Source organism: Terrimonas ferruginea DSM 30193, from assembly GCF_000425585.1.
Classification (GTDB): domain Bacteria; phylum Bacteroidota; class Bacteroidia; order Chitinophagales; family Chitinophagaceae; genus Terrimonas; species Terrimonas ferruginea.
Genome location: NZ_KE384400.1, coordinates 14,136 through 30,658, shown reverse-complemented (window position 1 = coordinate 30,658; position 16,523 = coordinate 14,136). Strand labels below are relative to the sequence as shown.

The following is a 16,523-nucleotide window of genomic DNA, read 5'->3' as shown; positions in this document are numbered from 1 at the left end:
GCGTTCCGGTCTGTTCAGAGGACGGCGATTTCTCCCGGTTACAGGAAAACAAACGACACAATAGAGGACTTTAATAATCTGACGGGGGAGTTAGCTGGCTATGGGGGAGATTTTGTATAGGGTTGGATGCGTAGCGTTAAATAACTACGTAAATGTACGAGGGAATGAGGGGAAACGCTTTTTTGTGGAAAAAAATAACTCAACGGCTCATGATGCCGATCCGGTATTCATCGGTAATGGTGCCGGATCTGCGCCAGATGCGCAACTGATTGCCCTGGCGCTCAAACTGGTATTCACCGCTGAAGATGAGCGTCCAGTCGAAATTGGCAGTCCAGCTACAGGAGTCGGTTACGAAAAGGCTGGTGCCATCTGTACGGTAGCTGCCGCTGCAAACTGCGGGATATTGCGGTTGGTTACTGCTGCCCTGGAAATATCCTTCAGCCGAAAAGTCCATGATCACATTGGCCGTGTCGCCGCCGCTGCGGCTGAAGGTGCCGATATACCGGCCCGGTACAATGGCGTTGTCACTGGGGTCATTATCCTTCTCACAGGAAAATCCCAGCGCAGCAATTCCGAGCAACAAAACCAGCAGGCATTTCATAAAGGGGTATTTATTCAATACCCTTTCAAATAGTATGCCCGTGGAATCAGTAAGATGCCGTAATACCGGTATAGTTATGAGGGGTGATGGCTTTCAGCCGCTTTTTCAGTTCAGCGGTCACTTTCAAACCATCTATAAAGCTGTGAATAGCCTTTTTATCAATTTTCTCTTTACCACGTGTCAGTTCTTTCAACGCTTCATAAGGATTGGGGAAATTTTCCTTTCTTAACACAGTTTGTATCGCTTCTGCCACAACCGGCCAGTTGTCTTCCAGGTCCTGGTAGATGCGTGCATCATTCACTACCAGCTTGTTCAATCCTTTTTCGATGGATTTAATAGCCAGTAAGGTATGTGCCAGCGGCACGCCGATATTGCGCAATACGGTAGAGTCGGTGAGGTCGCGCTGGAGGCGGGACACGGGAAGTTTGGCCGTCAGGTGTTCAAACAGGGCATTAGCCATGCCCAGGTTGCCTTCGGCATTTTCAAAGTCGATCGGGTTTACTTTGTGTGGCATGGCCGATGAGCCTACTTCACCCTTTTTTGTCTTCTGTTTAAAATATTCCATCGATACATACGACCAGATGTCACGGCAGAAATCGAGCAGGATATTGTTGATGCGTTTAATGCAATCGAAGTGTGCGGCGAGGTTGTCGTAGTGTTCGATTTGTGTGGTGAACTGCTGGCGTTGCAGTCCCAGGCTTTCTACAAATTCATTTCCCCATTTCACCCAATCGGTTTTGGGAAATGCGATATGGTGGGCATTGAAGTTACCGGTGGCTCCGCCGAATTTTCCGGTGAAAGGAATATGCAGCAATTGCTCTATCTGGTTGCCGAGGCGTTCTACAAATACCATGATTTCTTTGCCGAGACGCGTAGGACTTGCGGGCTGACCATGCGTATGGGCAAGCATCGGAATATCACGCCAGTTATCGGCCACCACACGCAGCGCTGTTTGCAGGTTCAGTACAGCAGGCAGGTATTCGTATTCGAGGGCATGTTTCCACGAAAGGGGAACCGCCGTATTGTTGATGTCCTGCGAAGTAAGACCGAAGTGTACCCACTCGCGGGCGGCTGCTCCGCCATTTTTTTCAAGTCGCTCTTTGATAAAATATTCAACGGCTTTTACATCGTGGTTGGTGGTGGCTTCGATGCGCTTGATTTCCTGTGCATCATCGGGACCAAAATCCGCAGCAAGCTGACGCAAAGCTTTTTGCGTGCGCACGGCGAGTTTGATCACTTTCTTTTTTTCCAGGAAAAGCAGGTATTCTATTTCTACCCAAACCCGGTATTTCATCAGGGCATATTCGGAAAAATATTCGTCCAGGTGGTGTACCTGGTTACGATAACGGCCGTCGATGGCGGAAACTGCGGTAAGGGGAGAAAGTTCCAAGGTCTTGATTTTAGTTGTGTTAACGACAGAAGCGGGGAGAACTGTCCTGCTTCCGGTTTGTCTTATCTTTGCAGCGCAAAAATAACAGAATTGGACAAGAAGATAAAAGTAGGTATTGTCAGTTATCGCAATACCCGTCCGTTGATCTACGGATTGCAACATACGGCTTTGTCAAACGACATCGAACTGATTGAAGATATTCCGGCCAGGCTGGCCGATAAGCTCAAAACCGGCGAGATCGATCTGGGGCTCGTGCCGGTGGCGGTGATCCCTCAACTGGGCGAATATCATATCATCGGCGACTACTGCATCGGCACCGAAGGCGAAGTGGCCTCTGTTTGTTTGTTCAGCGAAGTGCCGCTCAATGAAATCACCCGCGTGTACCTCGATTATCAAAGCCGCTCATCCGTTGCGCTGTTGCAATGGCTGATGCGCGAATCCTGGGGCATTTTTCCTGAAATCATTCAGGCGGAAGATGAATCCTACCGCGAAGAAATAAAAGGCACTACGGCGGGATTGGTGATCGGCGACCGCGCGCTTGAGCAGCGGCTTATTTCCACTTATATTTACGACCTGGGTGCAGAATGGCGCGCGATCACAGGGCTGCCGTTTGTATTTGCGGCGTGGGTAAGTACGAAATCTTTGCCGGCATCTTTTGTGCAACGTTTCAATGAAGCGAATGCGGCGGGCATCCCGCGCATCGACGAGATTGTTGCTGCCAACCCGTTTCCGGTCTATGACCTGCGCAAATATTATACGCTTAACCTCAGCTACCAGCTCGACGAACGCAAACGCAAAGGGTTGGAACTTTTTCTTTCTTACCTGAAAAAAGACAACGAGCAGCCGGTGGAAGCGTAGAAAAATTCAAAATTCAAAAGTCAAAATTCAAAAGAGAAGGTAAAACTGCTGTGTGAAGTAAATACATGGTGGCCCCTGAGGCTCCAGAAGGGCGGTCTGTACTCACCATTCACTATTCACCATTGACCATTCACTTCTCAACGTATCAGCACAAAAGTTCCTTTCCGGACAATCGTACCGCACAACGTTTGCGCGCGGATCTGGTATACATAAACACCGCCTGCCTGTAGTTGACCTTTGAATCGTCCGTCCCAGCAACCATTGGGATGACTGGTTTGAAAGACCTTCTCTCCCCAACGATTGTAAACGGAAAAATCCAGGCTGCCAATCAATCCCCACCATTTTATACCATAGCAATCATTAAGGCCGTCGCCATTGGGCGTGAAAGCGGTGGGCATCAGGTACATGCCCTCCACGTCCGTGCGTATATCAACCTTGATGGAATCGTAGGCAGAACAGTTGTTTCTATCAGTAGCTTTTACCACATACATGGTGGATAATAAAGGTGTGGCAATGGGATTTGCGGATGAAGGATTGCTTAAACTATTGACCGGTGTCCAGGAATAGGTAAAGGCGCCTGCTGCAGTCAACTGACTTGATCCCCGTATGCAGTCAATATCATTGCTTTTTTCAAGTCGTAAGGAAGGAAGGTTGTTTACGGCAATAACGGTAGATAACATGGCCGATTCATGACAGACCGTATCAGTTATGTTGACGGTATAATGAGTGGTCGTCAAGGGAAAAGCTTTGGTAATAGCCTCGTCTGAATGTTGCAGTGTATGTGCGGGTAGCCATTGGTATAGATGACCGCCGCTGGCAGTCAGCAATATGGTGTCTTTCTGGCAAATGACCGATGGGGTTGTGATGGCAAATACAGGGTCAGGCCGGATGCTCACGTCTACCGAGTCTTTGTTTTTGCAGTTATTGGCATCCGTTACTTCCACTATATAACGTGTCGGTTGTTGTCCGGGGCTCGCCACCGGATCTGGCGACAGTGCATTGGTCAATGAGGCCGCCGGTGTCCATTGATAAGTGACACCTCCGCTTGCATGCAATTGAACCGCGGTGTTTTTACAGATCGTGGTATCCGCTGTTATAGTTATGGCTGGTGGTGTCAATACATTCACGCTTAGCTGATCAGTGGCAGTGCAGCCTCGTGCAGTTGTGCCGATAACGGAATATACGGTCGTGCTTGAGGGCGCTGCTACAGGGTTGGCAATAGTGGCATCGTCGAGTCCTGTTGCCGGCGACCACAAATAAGTGGAAGCGCCGCTTGCCGAAAGCTGTGTCCTTTCATTTTTACAAATTGTACCATTGCCGGTAGCAGTGACAGATGGGGTCTCCGTATCAATGACGATCGAATCGCGGATAATACGCACGGGCGCAAAGCTGATGTCATCCAAAGCGAAATCATTTCCCGCAGCGATCGTATTCTGGTTGACGATAGAAATAATAGCCGATGTATTAGCGCCGGAGTTCCAGCTTACGAAAAATTGTTTCCATGAACATAACGTGCCGGCGGCAATCAGGTTACTCACGATCTGCCCGTTAATGGAAAAACGCAGTTGCGCAGGATTCGCAGCGGAGAGCGATTGTATCCAGGTTGAAAAAGCATAATTGGTGTTGGGCGTAATTGTTACTGTTTGTTGCCATACAACCTGGTTCAATGCCGGTGAGCCGTTTACCAGTAACATGTTGCCCGATCCGGTTGTATGATCTGTACAATTCGATAATCCCGGATTCCAGTTGCGCGGATTCGATGACACATAGTATTGCCCCTCACTGGTATTGGGTGTAACATAATTATATTGCGAATAGAAGTCAGTATTGCCTTGTTCGAAATCACCGTTTCGGATCAGGTTATTACCTTTTACGCGTGCGTGCAGGAAGTAAGTCGTGGCAGTGGCCGGGGCGCTGGCCACAGGGTTGGCAATATTGGTCGCGGAAAGACCGGTCGCCGGAAACCAACAATAATCCAGCGCCTCTAATGCATTCAGTTGACCGGTCGTGTTTACACAAAAGACGGTGTCGTTAGTCACGATCACGCTGTCGCGGGTAATGTCAACCGTGATATTTTTTTGTGCACGCAAAACACAGCTTGGTGACGGACGGATTTCCAGCGTTACACTGTAGGTGCCGTAATCGGCAAATTGGTGTGTGGGACTGGTGCCCGAGCCTGTCGTTGCATCGCCAAAATCCCAGGTGGCGCTGCCTGCGGTATAACTGTTGAATTGTATTTCCAGCGGATTGCATAAGCTTTGGCTGAAGCCAAAGTCTGTTTCACTCAATGTACAGTCGCTTCCGGTAAATTCTCTGCGTGTGATAAGGTAATCTTCTACTTCTCCATCCACGGTGGAGCCGGTGGGTAAAAGACTTTCGGCCTGGTTGGTAGTTAGCCGGAACCTGAAGGCAAACCGGGTAACGGCGCCATCCGGAATGAGTACGGGTAATCCCGTCCAGGTAAGGGTGGCCGAAGTACTGTTGGCGGCCACCACGGCAGTCGCGGCTTCGTTTGCCGTGAAGTTGCCGCTCAGGTCGGCGTCCAGCCATCCGGTAAGATACGCGGTGCCGCCTGTCGTATTATTCAATGGGATAGTGATCGAATAGCTTCCGCTTCCATCGTAAACGGGAAAGGTGCCGACGGCTTCTTCGTCCATGCCAACCGTGTTATCGTCGGCTGTCTGCACATTATCGGCATCCGGCGGTACGGCGCCCATATACAACTTATTTCCGGGCATAATGGCGGGAAAGGGTGGCATGAAATTACATCCGTTAACCGCATTGTAGGAAATACGGTGTTGTGCGAAGCCATATGATGCAGGCAGATCACCACGGTCAACTGCGGAAAAAATACCGTATGCCACGGCCATTCCCCCATTTACCGTGTTTTCCATTTTTGTTTTAACCGAGAGCTGACCTCCTGCGGAAGATAGCGTTGCCAGGATAGGGTTTTGACCGTTCTGCGGCAGGCCGCTATGTGTATTACTGGAACGTACTACTTGCGTACCACAACCGCTCAGCGGATTGGACGTCTGTGTGGAGTTGCGGAAAAATTCAAGCGTGGTCCATGGAGAGCCGTTGGTCGTGAAGATGGTCACTTCATTCACCGTACTGGCTTCGGCATCGGCAGCCACCAGCGTAAAGGGCTCCGGAAGCCCGTTGCGTGTAACGGTGATTTCCATGGTCCATTCACTGTTAATAATAGGTCCGGTGTGATTGTATTTCATCAATGCCGGGTATATGGCCGGATTGCTGAAGTTGTAAAGCAGGTGAAGCACCGATCCCGACCAGGTATTCATCACATTGGGCACTACAACAGGATTAGTCAATGCCGTAAAACGAATACTTACATCAAGGCCATCATCGGTTCTGAACTGCCGGGTGGCGCCCTCTGTCATGGTAAATCCGGCCCAGTCAATCCACCAGATCTGGTTACGAAGTACGCCTGTACCCATGTCCGCATATTGCGCTTTGGGTGACAACGGCACAAAAAAGCTGAGGCAAAAAAGTACGACAAACAGGCGACTGGATCGTTGCATGATGGTGGTTGGCTCGGTTGATGCTGTAAAAAGGCTTGCTCGCGAAGCTACGTAAATCCCGGGAATCTGCTGCTGTAGCCACTTTCATACACATTTGATATCCTGTCTGAATGCAAGGCTATTTGTCCTATTTTTGGGACCCTAAAAAAGCCGGAATGGCCATCAAGCAAAAAATTGAAAAAATACTGAACAGGGAATTTTCCAGCAGTGACACGGTGGTAAGATCTGTTCTGATAGAAGATTATATTGCACGTCAGTTGCGTGAGGATCCGAAATACACTGATCCCCGCAAACTCACCCGTTTTGAATACCAGGCATTTTCCCAATATGGTGAAGACGGAATTCTGGAGGAAATTTTTAACCGCATAGGTGACACCAACCGCTATTTCGTGGAGTTTGGCGTGGAAACAGGGATCGAGTGTAACTCCTCGTTATTGCTATTCAAAGGTTGGAAAGGTTTGTGGATTGAAGGAAATGAGCAAAGCGCCGCTACTATCCGCCACAGTTTCAGCGATGTGTTGAAAAATGGTGCGCTCACCTTGCTCAACCGCTTCATTACTGCCGAAAATATTCAATCGCTCTTTACAGAGGCAGGTGTGCCGGCCGAGCCAGATCTGCTTTCCATAGATATCGACCGCAATGATTATTATGTATGGCAGGCGATCGAAGCATTCCGCCCACGTGTTGTTTGTATGGAATACAATGCCATCTTTCCGCCGAGCGTGGATTTTGTAGTGCCTTATGCCGCCGACCAGACATGGGACGGCAGCAGCTATTTCGGCGCTTCATTGGCGGCACTCAACAGGCTGGCAACATCGAAAGACTATAGTCTTGTAGGGTGCAGCCTTGCCGGTGTAAATGCTTTCTTCGTGCGCAACGATTGCCTCAACGATCATTTTATGGAGCCGGGTAACCTGAAGGCGCACTACGAGCCGGCACGTTATTTCCTGTACCGTAAAGAAGGCCATCCGCGGAAAATCATTTTATAGAAAATTTATGTTGCAAAAAATAGTCACCTCACTTGCCCGCAGCCTTCGTCCGCTGAAAAAAGCGCTCGAAGACCGCATTGAGGAATCCAAGTTTGAACAAAAAGTAAAGCAGGCGTTGAAAAATCCCGGTTTTGATCACCAAAGCCAGATCGTCCGGTTTAAGTATGAAGGGAAAGACATCTTAATAAAAGTGCCCGACCCGCGTGATTTCATTTCTTTCACGATACTCAGCCGCAATACTTTTTTCGATATTCACGATCTGGAAGCTTTGCGCGATAAGATTCCTGCCGGTGGTGTAGTGATCGATGCCGGTTCCAATATCGGCAATCACGCCGTATACTATGCGCGGATATGCGGAGCATCCAGGGTTTATTCTTTTGAGCCGCAGGAAAAAATATATGCTTTGTTACAGGAAAATGTAACCTTGAACAATGCACAGGACGTGATCGTGCCGTATAAATATGCTTTGGGTGACCAGCCTTCCCGGGCAAGCGCCGACTTCCAGGATGATATTGTTATTTCCGGAAAGAAGAAACAGGTGAACTATGGCGGTTTGTTTTTGAAAGAAGACAGCAGCGGAAGTTTTGAAGTAGTGACGCTGGATGCGCTGCTGTTGCCCCAACTGGAGCGACTTGATTTTATCAAAATGGATGTACAGGGATTTGAACCCAAAGTGATCAAAGGCGCCAGGCAGGTGATCACACGTTTCAGGCCCGTCATTCAGATCGAATGCATGGAAAAGAAAATGCTCAACGAAGAGATTATTCCGTTAATGACGGAACTCGGATACCGCATTACGAGAGTATTGGAAATCGATTATTTATTTGAACCGGTAGCATGATCCCAGGAATTTTTCATTTTATATTCGGCATGTCGCCGGACTTTGGCGGCAAACCTTTTTCATTGGTGCATTATCTCGCCATCCGTTCCGCCATTGATGTCAACCAGCCCAAGACTGTTTTTTTTCATTACCAATACGAGCCGAAAGGCGAGTGGTGGAACAAGATCAAACCTTTTCTCACGCTTAACCAGATCGAAGCGCCGCAATCCATTTTCGGCAATCGTCTTTACCATGTGGCCCATCAGAGTGATGTGGTGCGGTTGCAGATGCTGCAAAAGCATGGCGGCATTTATCTTGATCTCGACACGATTTGCGTACGGCCTCTGTCTCCCTTTCTGAATGCTTCTTTTGTGATCGGTCAGCAATTCAAACCCAAGTACGTTTTTTATGATCATCATCTGCTGCGTATCCTCACCGGTCTCCGCCGGATGAATGCAGAAGCTTTTACCGGCGCAAAAGTGGAAGGGCTTTGTAATGCCGTTATGCTGAGCGAACCGGACAGCGAATTCGTTAACCGCTGGCTCGACAGTTATCATAGTTTCCGTTCCAAAGGCCGTGACCAATATTGGGGAGAACATTCGGTATTTCTGCCGCAACGACTGGCAGATGAAAATCCCGGCTTACTGACGATCGCGGGTCCTTATGCATTTCATTATCCCGTATACAACCGGTTGGGCATGACCTACCTGTTCAAAAAGAAACGGTATTTCAGCAAAGCGTATGTACATCACCTTTGGGAATCGCACTCATGGGATCAATACCTGCAACATCTGACGCCGGAGAAAATAAAAAGCGAAGACACGACCTATAATCTTTTAGCAAGGAGGTTTCTCGACTGAACAACCATCAGGGTTTGCGAGCCACAACCAGAAAGTTGAGCGTGGTTTGTTCGTCCTTGTCCGTTTTTTCGAGGAAGCCGAAGAACAGGTTGATCAGCCATTTAACACGAAACAGCACAAATACTCCCTTAAAGAACCGGCGTCTGAAAGATTTGTTCGGCCTGTACAAAGTCGAACGGAGATTGTTCAGTAATGCCTGCCCTGTAAGCGCCCATTTTCCTCCATTGGCTTTTATTTCAACGATCTCGAAACCTGCTGTGCGAAACAGGTGCTCCATGCCGTAACGTGTGAAGCGGAAAAAGTCGTACGGCACTTCGTGATGTTCCCAATACATAGGGGCAGTAAGAATGATATGGCCACCGGGTTTGAGTATGCGGAATGCTTCTGACAACAGCTTGCCGTGTTCCGCTACGTGTTCCATTACCTGCGTACTGAAAACCGTATCCATGCTGTTGTCTTCTACGGGTATATCTGTACAGGGACAGATAATATCCACTTCATTGGCAGAAGACTGTACAATATCGCAGCCGGTATAGGATTCGCTGCGACCCTGGAACATATCCCGGTAAGGCTTGTTGCCGCAACCGATGTCCAATACCTTGCCATTGGCATAAGTTGTTACAGCCTGTTGTATATCTGCAAACAGGAACTTATAATGCAGGTAATAAGGATCGTTGAGATTGGTAGTATATTTATCCAGTCTTTTTAACTGCGCTGTGCGGGCTTCACTCTTACTCATTCATTAAAAGTATTTGCGTACCAGGTTCTTTTTATACAGATAGCCATAAACTCCCGGAAGGTAAGCCTTGAGAAAAAGTTTGAAGCTGTAGCTTACCGGGTTTTTCCGGTATTGTTTCAAAATAAAATCTTCTATTGCCGCGGGATCCATGTAAGGTTTATGCAACTCGTACATCTGCTCGAGTACCGAGTTGGAACGTTCCTTTTTACCGGTAAGCCTGCGTACCATCGATCCCTTTACCACGCGGTAATCAAAACAGATCTCAGGCAGGTAATAAAAACCACATCCGCGGAAAGATAAACGGAGCCAGAGATCCCAGTCTTCGTATCCCAACCGCAGCCTGGTATCGTATCCGCCTGCTTCGCGTAAGGTACTTGCACGGATAAGCGCGCAGGCATCAATGTGGTTGCTGAGCATGATGCGTTGCAGGCTCCACGGCAGGTTGGTCCAGCGGCCATCTTTCAAACCAAAATACCAGGCATCTCCATAGATCACATCGATCTTGTTATCCTGCTGCATAATAGCGGCAGCACGGAGATAGGCATTTCTTATTTTGTTATCGGAATCAAGTGGGAGTATGAAGGGCGCTTTGGCGTGCGCGATGCCCGTGTTACGTGCAGCACTGAGTCCCTGGTTGATCTGTGAGATCACGGTCCAGCCTTCCGCTTTTAATTTTTCCAGTTCGGTAATGGTTGGCTGATCTGTGCTGCCGTCGTCTATGATGATCACTTCGCAGAGGTGCTTGTCTTCGCAATCAAGAATACTTTGCAATGCATCGCGGATATAAGCTCCGTGATTGTAACAGGGGATGATGATCGACACAAGCGGCTCCGTCGAAAATTGCATGCGCTAATGATTTTTGCGGTATTATTGCAAAGTAATTGTTTTATTCCCAAATATGGGAGCTTCTCTTCCTTCGCCAATCAATGAATCTTTCCATCATTATCGTCAATTACCGGTCCTCCGGACTTTTACTGGATTGTTTGCGGACCATATACGCGCAGACCAGCGGTATAAGTTTCGAGGTCATTGTAGTGAACAACGATGAAAATGATAAGGACAGGGAAATGATCACCTTGCCGTTTCCCGAAGTACGCTGGATCAATATGGGCTATAATGCCGGTTTTGCCAGGGCAAACAATGCCGGCATCCGCATGGCAAACGGCGAGGCGGTACTCCTGCTCAACCCCGATACCCTGGTATTGGAAGAAGCCGTTAAGAAATGTTACATTGATTTTTCTGCCAGCAATTATGCTGCCTGTGGCGTGCAATTGATTTTTGCAAACGGCCAGCCGCAGATATCGGGAAGTTATGCGATGAAAGGCGGATTGAACCTGTTGCTGCCATTGCCTTATGTAGGTAATCTGTTGAAATGGATCGCTGGTCGTATAAAAGTAGCCAAGCCGCATGTGCCCGAGGCGACAGGAGTGGTAGAAGTAGACTGGATCAACGGCGCTTTTCTGATGGTAAAAAAGGCAGCCATCTCGAAGGCTGGGTTACTCGACGAAGATTTTTTTCTATACGCAGAGGAAACTGAATGGTGCAGCAGGCTTCGGAAAACCGGCAAGCTTTGTCTCTTCGGTCAATATCGCGTGATGCACCTCGAAGGACAATCTTCAGGTCAGGCATTCGGTGACACCCAGAAGGGGTATTATCATTTGTCGAACCGCAAAGGGTTGCAGATGATGGTGTCAAACATGTTGCGGGTGCGGAAAGAGTTTGGTGCGGGCTGGTTTTTATTTTTGCTGATATGTTATAGTGGCGCTGCTTTGCTGTACTGGCCACTGGGATTTCTGCACAACCTTTTGCGCCTGCGCAATCCTTTCCTGCATTTTTCCGATGCCGCTGGCTTTACGGGAAATATGTTTCGTTTGTGGAGGCTGATGCCCCGCATCGTAAGCAACAAGCCCTTTTTCTACAAGGTACTCTGAAGGCTTTCCGTTGCTTTTTTTGCAATAGCTTCCCAACTGAAATGATCATAAAATTGTTGCGGCATCAGTTGTTCTTCCTGCCGCGTTGATTCTTCTGCGGCATCAATAAATGCATTAATATTTCCGTCTTCGACAACCCGCAGTTTTTCTCCGCAAATGTTAACCGGAATACCAAAGGCTCCGTTGGTGAACGATACGGATGTAGTGCCGGCTGCCAATGCCTCGACCAATTTTGTTTTAATGCCACCACCACCCATCACCGGGTTCAGGAAAACATCTGCTGCGAGGAAATAGGATTCGATATCCGGTACAAATCCCGTGTAGCGGACATTTCCCTGCTGCATTTTTTCCTGGTAGGACGAAGGGAGTTTACTTCCTGACACCAGCACCGTGTGTGCCAAACCTTTTGCGGTAAGCGCCGGACTTATTTTATCAATGATCATATCCAGCCCAATGCGGTTAGGGAGATAATCGAGGGTGCCGTTATAAAAAAACAAAGGGGCTGAAGCATTCAGTTGATGCCGGGCACAGATCATAGCTTTTGCTGCCCGGCGCGCAGCCAGTGAGGGTGGAACTGTTTGCCCGGTGCCATAGGTGATCACCACACATTTTGCGGGATTGAGTCCGAAATGTTGTAAGGCATAATGCCGGTCTTCTTCGGTGATGAAGAAGTTGAGTCTTGCCCTGCGGTGAGTGAACCGTTCGTACCATTTTAATATCTGCCACCACCAACGTCCCATGCTCCGGAAACGGAGCGACTCGATGTTGTGGGACCGTACCACAAGCTGTGCTCCGGTAGATAGTTGCAAGAGGATGCCCAGCCATCCCCAATAAGGATGTTCGAGTAAAATATGAGTGGCTTTCGTGCGCCGTATCTCTTTCCGCATGCGGAAGAAATTAAGCGGATTGATATAGCGCAGACGGCTGCTGCCGAAAAACGGGATAAAGGTGAACGGCGGCGCGGGTGCTGTTTCGTTGTCGTCAGTACCATAACAGGTAAGCGATACACGTTGCGACAGATAGCTAAGCAACAACGTAATTGCGCGTTGGCCTCCGGTTTTAGCCGGCAAAATTTTATAAGATACCAGGGATGCTACCCGTATCAAGCTGTAGTTTTTTGTTTGCGTTGCTGCCAGAAATGGAGGAATACCCCACCAATTACGAGCAACAGGATAAGCCACGAACCGATATAAGAAATCTTAACTCCTTTCTTATAAGATTCAGGTTCGAATACCAGTTTTACCGTGTGTTTGCCTGCAGGAAGCGGTACGCCTCTGAGCAGGTAATCGGTACGGACAACAGCCGTTTTCTGTCCATCGATATAGGCATTCCAGCCATATGGGTAATAGATTTCGCTGAATACCGCAAACTGAGGGCCGTTGGCCTCCACTGCGTATTCAATTTCATCGTTGTCGTATTTGGTCAAACGGATAGACGAGAGAGAATCCCATGATGGTTGCGGAATGGCTGCAGCCTGATCAGCAATAACGATAGCCGTGTCTTTCAGTTGTGTGCTGCCAATGGCCTGCAAGGCCTCCACTTCGTCTTTTACCGTTTTCACATTCTTCACCAGCCAGGCATGTCCATAGGCCTGCGGATTAGGCATCAGCATTTGCTGTCCGTTTTGCGGATTCTGGGCAATCACATATTTCGCATTCAGCATGTTCAGTATCTCCGGATTCGTGCTTTGCGAAAGGTAACGCTCGATGATATCCTGGTACAGACGCAGTTTGGCGGGGTGATATCCCCCGATCGATTTATGGAAATAAGATGTCTGCGCTTCAAACCAGCGGTCGCCGCGCATGTTGTACACGCGGAAGTTAGGATCTTTGTCCTGGAGTATTTGATTGTCGATAGCAGTAGGCGTGAAGTTGGCGCTTTGCAATTCGTCCGCTGGTACATAACTGATCTCGTCGTTGAGGTATCTGCCATCGATCACAAACAGGTCGATCATGGTTGCCACACCAAGCGTTGCAACAATAAATACAGGCTTGAGTATTTTTTTCATATACAACCAGCAGGCACCCAACACCAGGATCATGAAGCCAATTGTGCGCAGTACCTGTCCGCCGAACATGCTGCTGCGATCGGCTTTGAGGCCCGAGACAACGGCACGTCCCACCACATCGGTACCTGAATTGTCCCATTTATTTTCCAGCAGTTGCTGGTCGATCGGCGCGCTGTAGTCCATCATCAGGTAGAGGATGGCCAGCAGTGCCGTGAGCCCACCGAGTGTATACAGGATCGGTTTGAGTTTTTTTCGGAGTTCTTCAGGCGTGGTGGTGAAGAACAGTTGCTGCAAGGCAAGCACGGCCATCAGCGGCAGCGTAAGTTCAGTGATCACGAGCGCCATCGACGGAGCACGGAATTTGTTGTACAGCGGCAGGTTTTCGAGCAGGAAATGGTTAAAGCCATAGAAAAATTGCCCCCAGGCGAGTACAACGGCAATGATCGACGCGGCCAGCAGTCCCCAGCGCAGCGGATGTTTAACTACCACAAAACCGATAAGGGCCAGCAGGAAAATGATTGCACCTACATAGGGCGGGCCGGAAGTGCTTTCGCCGGGACCGGACATACCGCCCCAATAAGCGGGCAGTTGTTCGGATACCTGCTCGGCAGGTCCTTCAGGTACTCCGGCTGAGATGAGTTTTTTTGCAACGTTGGAACCGGCACCGACCGGTTTACCGGAGCTTTCGCCAAATGCGCCGGGCATCAGCATTACCAGCGGTTCTGCGGGTTTCATGCTGTAGCGGAAGGCATAATCCGGATCGAGGCCGGCCGTTTTAACGGCGGTTACCGTATCACCTTTGATCTCTACACTTTTACCACCGCGCATGGTTGCTTTGGCATATTCAGACGAAGTAAGAATGGACAGGGTGCAGATACTGACGCCTGCCACCGCAGCGATGGCTGTAATGGAAAAAGCGATACCGATATGTTTCCAATCGCGGTTTTTGATCCATACCACCAGGTAACCGACGGTGACCGCCGCCGCTGCCAGGAAGAAATAATAGCTGATCTGCGGATGGTTCGATGATAACTCGAGCATCGTTCCCAGGGTGGTGAGCGCCAGGCCAAGCCAATATTTTCTGTGATAAATCAGCAGCAGGCCGGCGAGCAGGAATGGCATATAGGCAATGGCCAGCATTTTCGTTTCATGACCCGCACCGATGATAATCGGATTGTAAGTGGAAAAGGCATAAGCCAGCGAACCGGCCACACCGATCCAGGGATTGGCGCCCAATACCACACACAATACGTAAAAGCATACGGCCGCCAGGAAGAAATAGTTCATGGGTTTGGGTAACCCGAGCGAAAAGATGGTATTGAAATCAGGTAACACCGATTTGCCTTCCATGGCTACCTGGTAATTGGGCATACCGCTGAACAGGGTAGGGTTCCACAGCGGGAAGTGCCCGTTTTTTTCTTTATACTGAAGTGCATCCTGCGCCATGCCTTTCCAGCCAACGATATCGTGCTGGTTGAGCACTTTACCTTCAAGAACCGGTTTGCAGAAAATGACTGCCGCCAGCAAAAAAATAAGGACCGCAAGGATGTGAGGGAGAGCTTTCTTAACAAGAGGTTGTTTCATGAGCTGTTTTTTTGAACCGGGGACCCGGCAACCACGCCTCAGCGGCATAGTGACAAAGGTATCCCTCGTCTTCATTTTCAGGCTGACAAAATAATGCTATTTTACACCAAAAATGCCCATGCGCTGGCTATTATTTTTATCCCGGGTAGCGTTTATCTGCGGGGTTTTCTTTGTTTTTTCACTGTCCTTGCTCATCCGCAACTGGTCGGGTGACGAAGTGATCACGTCTACCATCATCATGATCGGTTACGTATTGGGGCTGATAATCGTGCCCATAACGATCGTCTGTTATGCCGGTACGCTGCTGATCCGCCGCAAACTGACGGATATTATTCCCCGCTGGCTGGTCATTGCCAACCTTCTTTTCCTGATCTTACTCTTCGTATACATATTTTATATCAATGATCCATACTATAATCAAGCATAAACCCACGCGGCTCTTTCTCATTTTGGGTGGTTTTTTTATTGCAAATGCGCTGATTGCCGAAGTGGCGGGCGTAAAGCTGTTTTCCCTGGAAAAAACATTCGGCTTCCAGCCGCTGGACCTTTCCATTCTCGGGCACAACTTTTCCTTTAACCTCACTGCGGGCGTGCTGCTGTGGCCGGTGGTATTCATCATGACCGATATCATCAATGAATACTACGGGATGAAAGGCGTGCGTTTCCTGTCGCTGCTCACGGTGGCATTGATCGCTTATGCGTTTGTGATGTTCCAGGGCGCCATCCACCTGACACCGGCCGATTTCTGGGTAGGGAATTATGCGGCGCAGAATGTACCCGATGCCGACAAAGCCTACCATGCCATTTTCGGGCAGGGTTCCTGGATCATCATCGGCTCACTGGTGGCCTTCCTGGTAGGACAATTACTCGATGTATTCGTGTTTCACCGGATCAAGGAGTTTACCGGAGAAAAAAATATCTGGCTGCGGGCGACCGGTTCCACGGTTGTTTCGCAGTTTGTAGATAGCTTTGTGGTGCTCTTTATCGCTTTTTACATAGGCCCGAGGGTATCTGCAGGACAGGGACAACCCTGGTCGCTGGGGCTGGTCATGAGTATTTGTATCGGGAATTATATTTATAAATTTTGCGTGGCAGTATTGCTTACGCCCGTCATTTACCTCATTCATCACCGGATCGAAAAATACCTGGGACCCGAAACGGCGTCGCAAATGCGCCGCGCGGCCATGCGAAAAGAAGCGTAAGA

14 protein-coding genes are annotated in these 16,523 nt (G+C 49.0%); 7 read left to right on the top strand and 7 right to left on the bottom strand.

Annotated elements, in window-relative coordinates; all coding sequences use genetic code 11:
• Positions 1-199 precede the first annotated feature (199 nt).
• A complete protein-coding gene (locus tag H608_RS0116665) occupies positions 200-601 on the bottom strand; it encodes a hypothetical protein (protein WP_028788679.1) in 402 nt (133 codons plus the stop codon).
• A 46-nt stretch (positions 602-647) separates the two neighbouring features.
• Positions 648-1,991 carry an adenylosuccinate lyase gene (purB, locus tag H608_RS0116660; protein WP_028788678.1) on the bottom strand — a complete coding sequence of 448 codons (1,344 nt, stop codon included), beginning with the start codon at positions 1,989-1,991 and terminating at the stop codon, positions 648-650.
• 90 nt (positions 1,992-2,081) lie between these two features.
• Here purB and H608_RS22725 point away from each other — a divergent pair, with 90 nt between their 5' ends.
• Positions 2,082-2,849: a menaquinone biosynthetic enzyme MqnA/MqnD family protein gene (locus H608_RS22725; protein ID WP_038008870.1), complete on the top strand. Its 768-nt coding sequence runs from the start codon at positions 2,082-2,084 to the stop codon at positions 2,847-2,849.
• Between the two features lie 137 nt (positions 2,850-2,986).
• On the opposite strand, the gene H608_RS0116650 is transcribed toward H608_RS22725, so the two are convergent.
• The gene (locus H608_RS0116650) at positions 2,987-6,388 is read right to left on the bottom strand and encodes a CshA/CshB family fibrillar adhesin-related protein (protein ID WP_038008868.1); all 3,402 of its coding nucleotides are present in this window, start codon (positions 6,386-6,388) and stop codon (positions 2,987-2,989) included.
• Positions 6,389-6,543: 155 nt separating this feature from the next.
• Between H608_RS0116650 and H608_RS0116645 the strand changes: the two genes are divergently transcribed.
• Genes H608_RS0116645 through H608_RS0116635 form a run of 3 tightly spaced genes read left to right on the top strand, consistent with a single transcriptional unit; the run spans position 6,544 to position 9,057 of the window.
• Positions 6,544-7,377 carry a hypothetical protein gene (locus H608_RS0116645; protein ID WP_155990215.1) on the top strand — a complete coding sequence of 278 codons (834 nt, stop codon included), beginning with the start codon at positions 6,544-6,546 and terminating at the stop codon, positions 7,375-7,377.
• A gap of 7 nt (positions 7,378-7,384) precedes the next feature.
• Positions 7,385-8,218, top strand: a complete 834-nt coding sequence (locus H608_RS0116640) for an FkbM family methyltransferase (protein ID WP_028788675.1) — start codon at positions 7,385-7,387, stop codon at positions 8,216-8,218.
• Positions 8,215-9,057 (top strand): glycosyltransferase, encoded by an 843-nt coding sequence (locus tag H608_RS0116635; protein ID WP_028788674.1) that lies wholly within the window; start codon positions 8,215-8,217, stop codon positions 9,055-9,057. Before H608_RS0116640 ends, H608_RS0116635 begins: the two co-directional genes overlap by 4 nt.
• A 7-nt stretch (positions 9,058-9,064) precedes the next feature.
• Here the strand turns inward: H608_RS0116635 and H608_RS0116630 are convergent, their stop codons facing one another.
• Positions 9,065-9,796 carry a class I SAM-dependent methyltransferase gene (locus tag H608_RS0116630; RefSeq protein WP_028788673.1) on the bottom strand — a complete coding sequence of 244 codons (732 nt, stop codon included), beginning with the start codon at positions 9,794-9,796 and terminating at the stop codon, positions 9,065-9,067.
• A 3-nt stretch (positions 9,797-9,799) separates the two neighbouring features.
• On the bottom strand, positions 9,800-10,642 hold the full coding sequence (locus H608_RS22720; protein WP_051268401.1) for a glycosyltransferase family 2 protein: 843 nt from the start codon (positions 10,640-10,642) through the stop codon (positions 9,800-9,802).
• An 80-nt stretch (positions 10,643-10,722) separates the two neighbouring features.
• Here H608_RS22720 and H608_RS0116620 point away from each other — a divergent pair, with 80 nt between their 5' ends.
• Positions 10,723-11,727, top strand: a complete 1,005-nt coding sequence (locus H608_RS0116620; protein ID WP_028788672.1) for a glycosyltransferase family 2 protein — start codon at positions 10,723-10,725, stop codon at positions 11,725-11,727.
• Here the strand turns inward: H608_RS0116620 and H608_RS0116615 are convergent.
• A complete protein-coding gene (locus tag H608_RS0116615; RefSeq protein ID WP_028788671.1) occupies positions 11,712-12,833 on the bottom strand; it encodes a glycosyltransferase family 4 protein in 1,122 nt (373 codons plus the stop codon). The genes H608_RS0116620 and H608_RS0116615 overlap by 16 nt on opposite strands.
• Positions 12,830-15,319, bottom strand: a complete 2,490-nt coding sequence (locus H608_RS0116610; RefSeq protein ID WP_028788670.1) for a YfhO family protein — start codon at positions 15,317-15,319, stop codon at positions 12,830-12,832. The genes H608_RS0116615 and H608_RS0116610 overlap by 4 nt, the downstream gene beginning before the upstream one ends.
• Positions 15,320-15,437: 118 nt before the next feature.
• On the opposite strand from H608_RS0116610, the gene H608_RS0116605 reads away from it, so the two are divergent.
• Both H608_RS0116605 and H608_RS0116600 read left to right on the top strand, forming a co-directional pair.
• Positions 15,438-15,746, top strand: a complete 309-nt coding sequence (locus H608_RS0116605; protein WP_028788669.1) for a hypothetical protein — start codon at positions 15,438-15,440, stop codon at positions 15,744-15,746.
• The gene (locus tag H608_RS0116600) at positions 15,721-16,521 is read left to right on the top strand and encodes a queuosine precursor transporter (RefSeq protein WP_028788668.1); all 801 of its coding nucleotides are present in this window, start codon (positions 15,721-15,723) and stop codon (positions 16,519-16,521) included. Before H608_RS0116605 ends, H608_RS0116600 begins: the two co-directional genes overlap by 26 nt.
• Positions 16,522-16,523: the final 2 nt, after the last annotated feature.

Coding starts and splice junctions, on each gene's coding strand:
- H608_RS0116650 (WP_038008868.1), bottom strand. CDS start 6,388: ATGCAACGATCCAGTCGCCTGTTTGTCGTACTTTTTTGCCTCAGCTTT.
- H608_RS0116645 (WP_155990215.1), top strand. CDS start 6,544: ATGGCCATCAAGCAAAAAATTGAAAAAATACTGAACAGGGAATTTTCC.
- H608_RS22720 (WP_051268401.1), bottom strand. CDS start 10,642: ATGCAATTTTCGACGGAGCCGCTTGTGTCGATCATCATCCCCTGTTAC.
- H608_RS0116630 (WP_028788673.1), bottom strand. CDS start 9,796: ATGAGTAAGAGTGAAGCCCGCACAGCGCAGTTAAAAAGACTGGATAAA.
- H608_RS0116605 (WP_028788669.1), top strand. CDS start 15,438: ATGCGCTGGCTATTATTTTTATCCCGGGTAGCGTTTATCTGCGGGGTT.
- H608_RS0116620 (WP_028788672.1), top strand. CDS start 10,723: ATGAATCTTTCCATCATTATCGTCAATTACCGGTCCTCCGGACTTTTA.
- H608_RS0116610 (WP_028788670.1), bottom strand. CDS start 15,319: ATGAAACAACCTCTTGTTAAGAAAGCTCTCCCTCACATCCTTGCGGTC.
- H608_RS0116665 (WP_028788679.1), bottom strand. CDS start 601: ATGAAATGCCTGCTGGTTTTGTTGCTCGGAATTGCTGCGCTGGGATTT.
- H608_RS0116640 (WP_028788675.1), top strand. CDS start 7,385: ATGTTGCAAAAAATAGTCACCTCACTTGCCCGCAGCCTTCGTCCGCTG.
- H608_RS0116600 (WP_028788668.1), top strand. CDS start 15,721: ATGATCCATACTATAATCAAGCATAAACCCACGCGGCTCTTTCTCATT.
- H608_RS0116635 (WP_028788674.1), top strand. CDS start 8,215: ATGATCCCAGGAATTTTTCATTTTATATTCGGCATGTCGCCGGACTTT.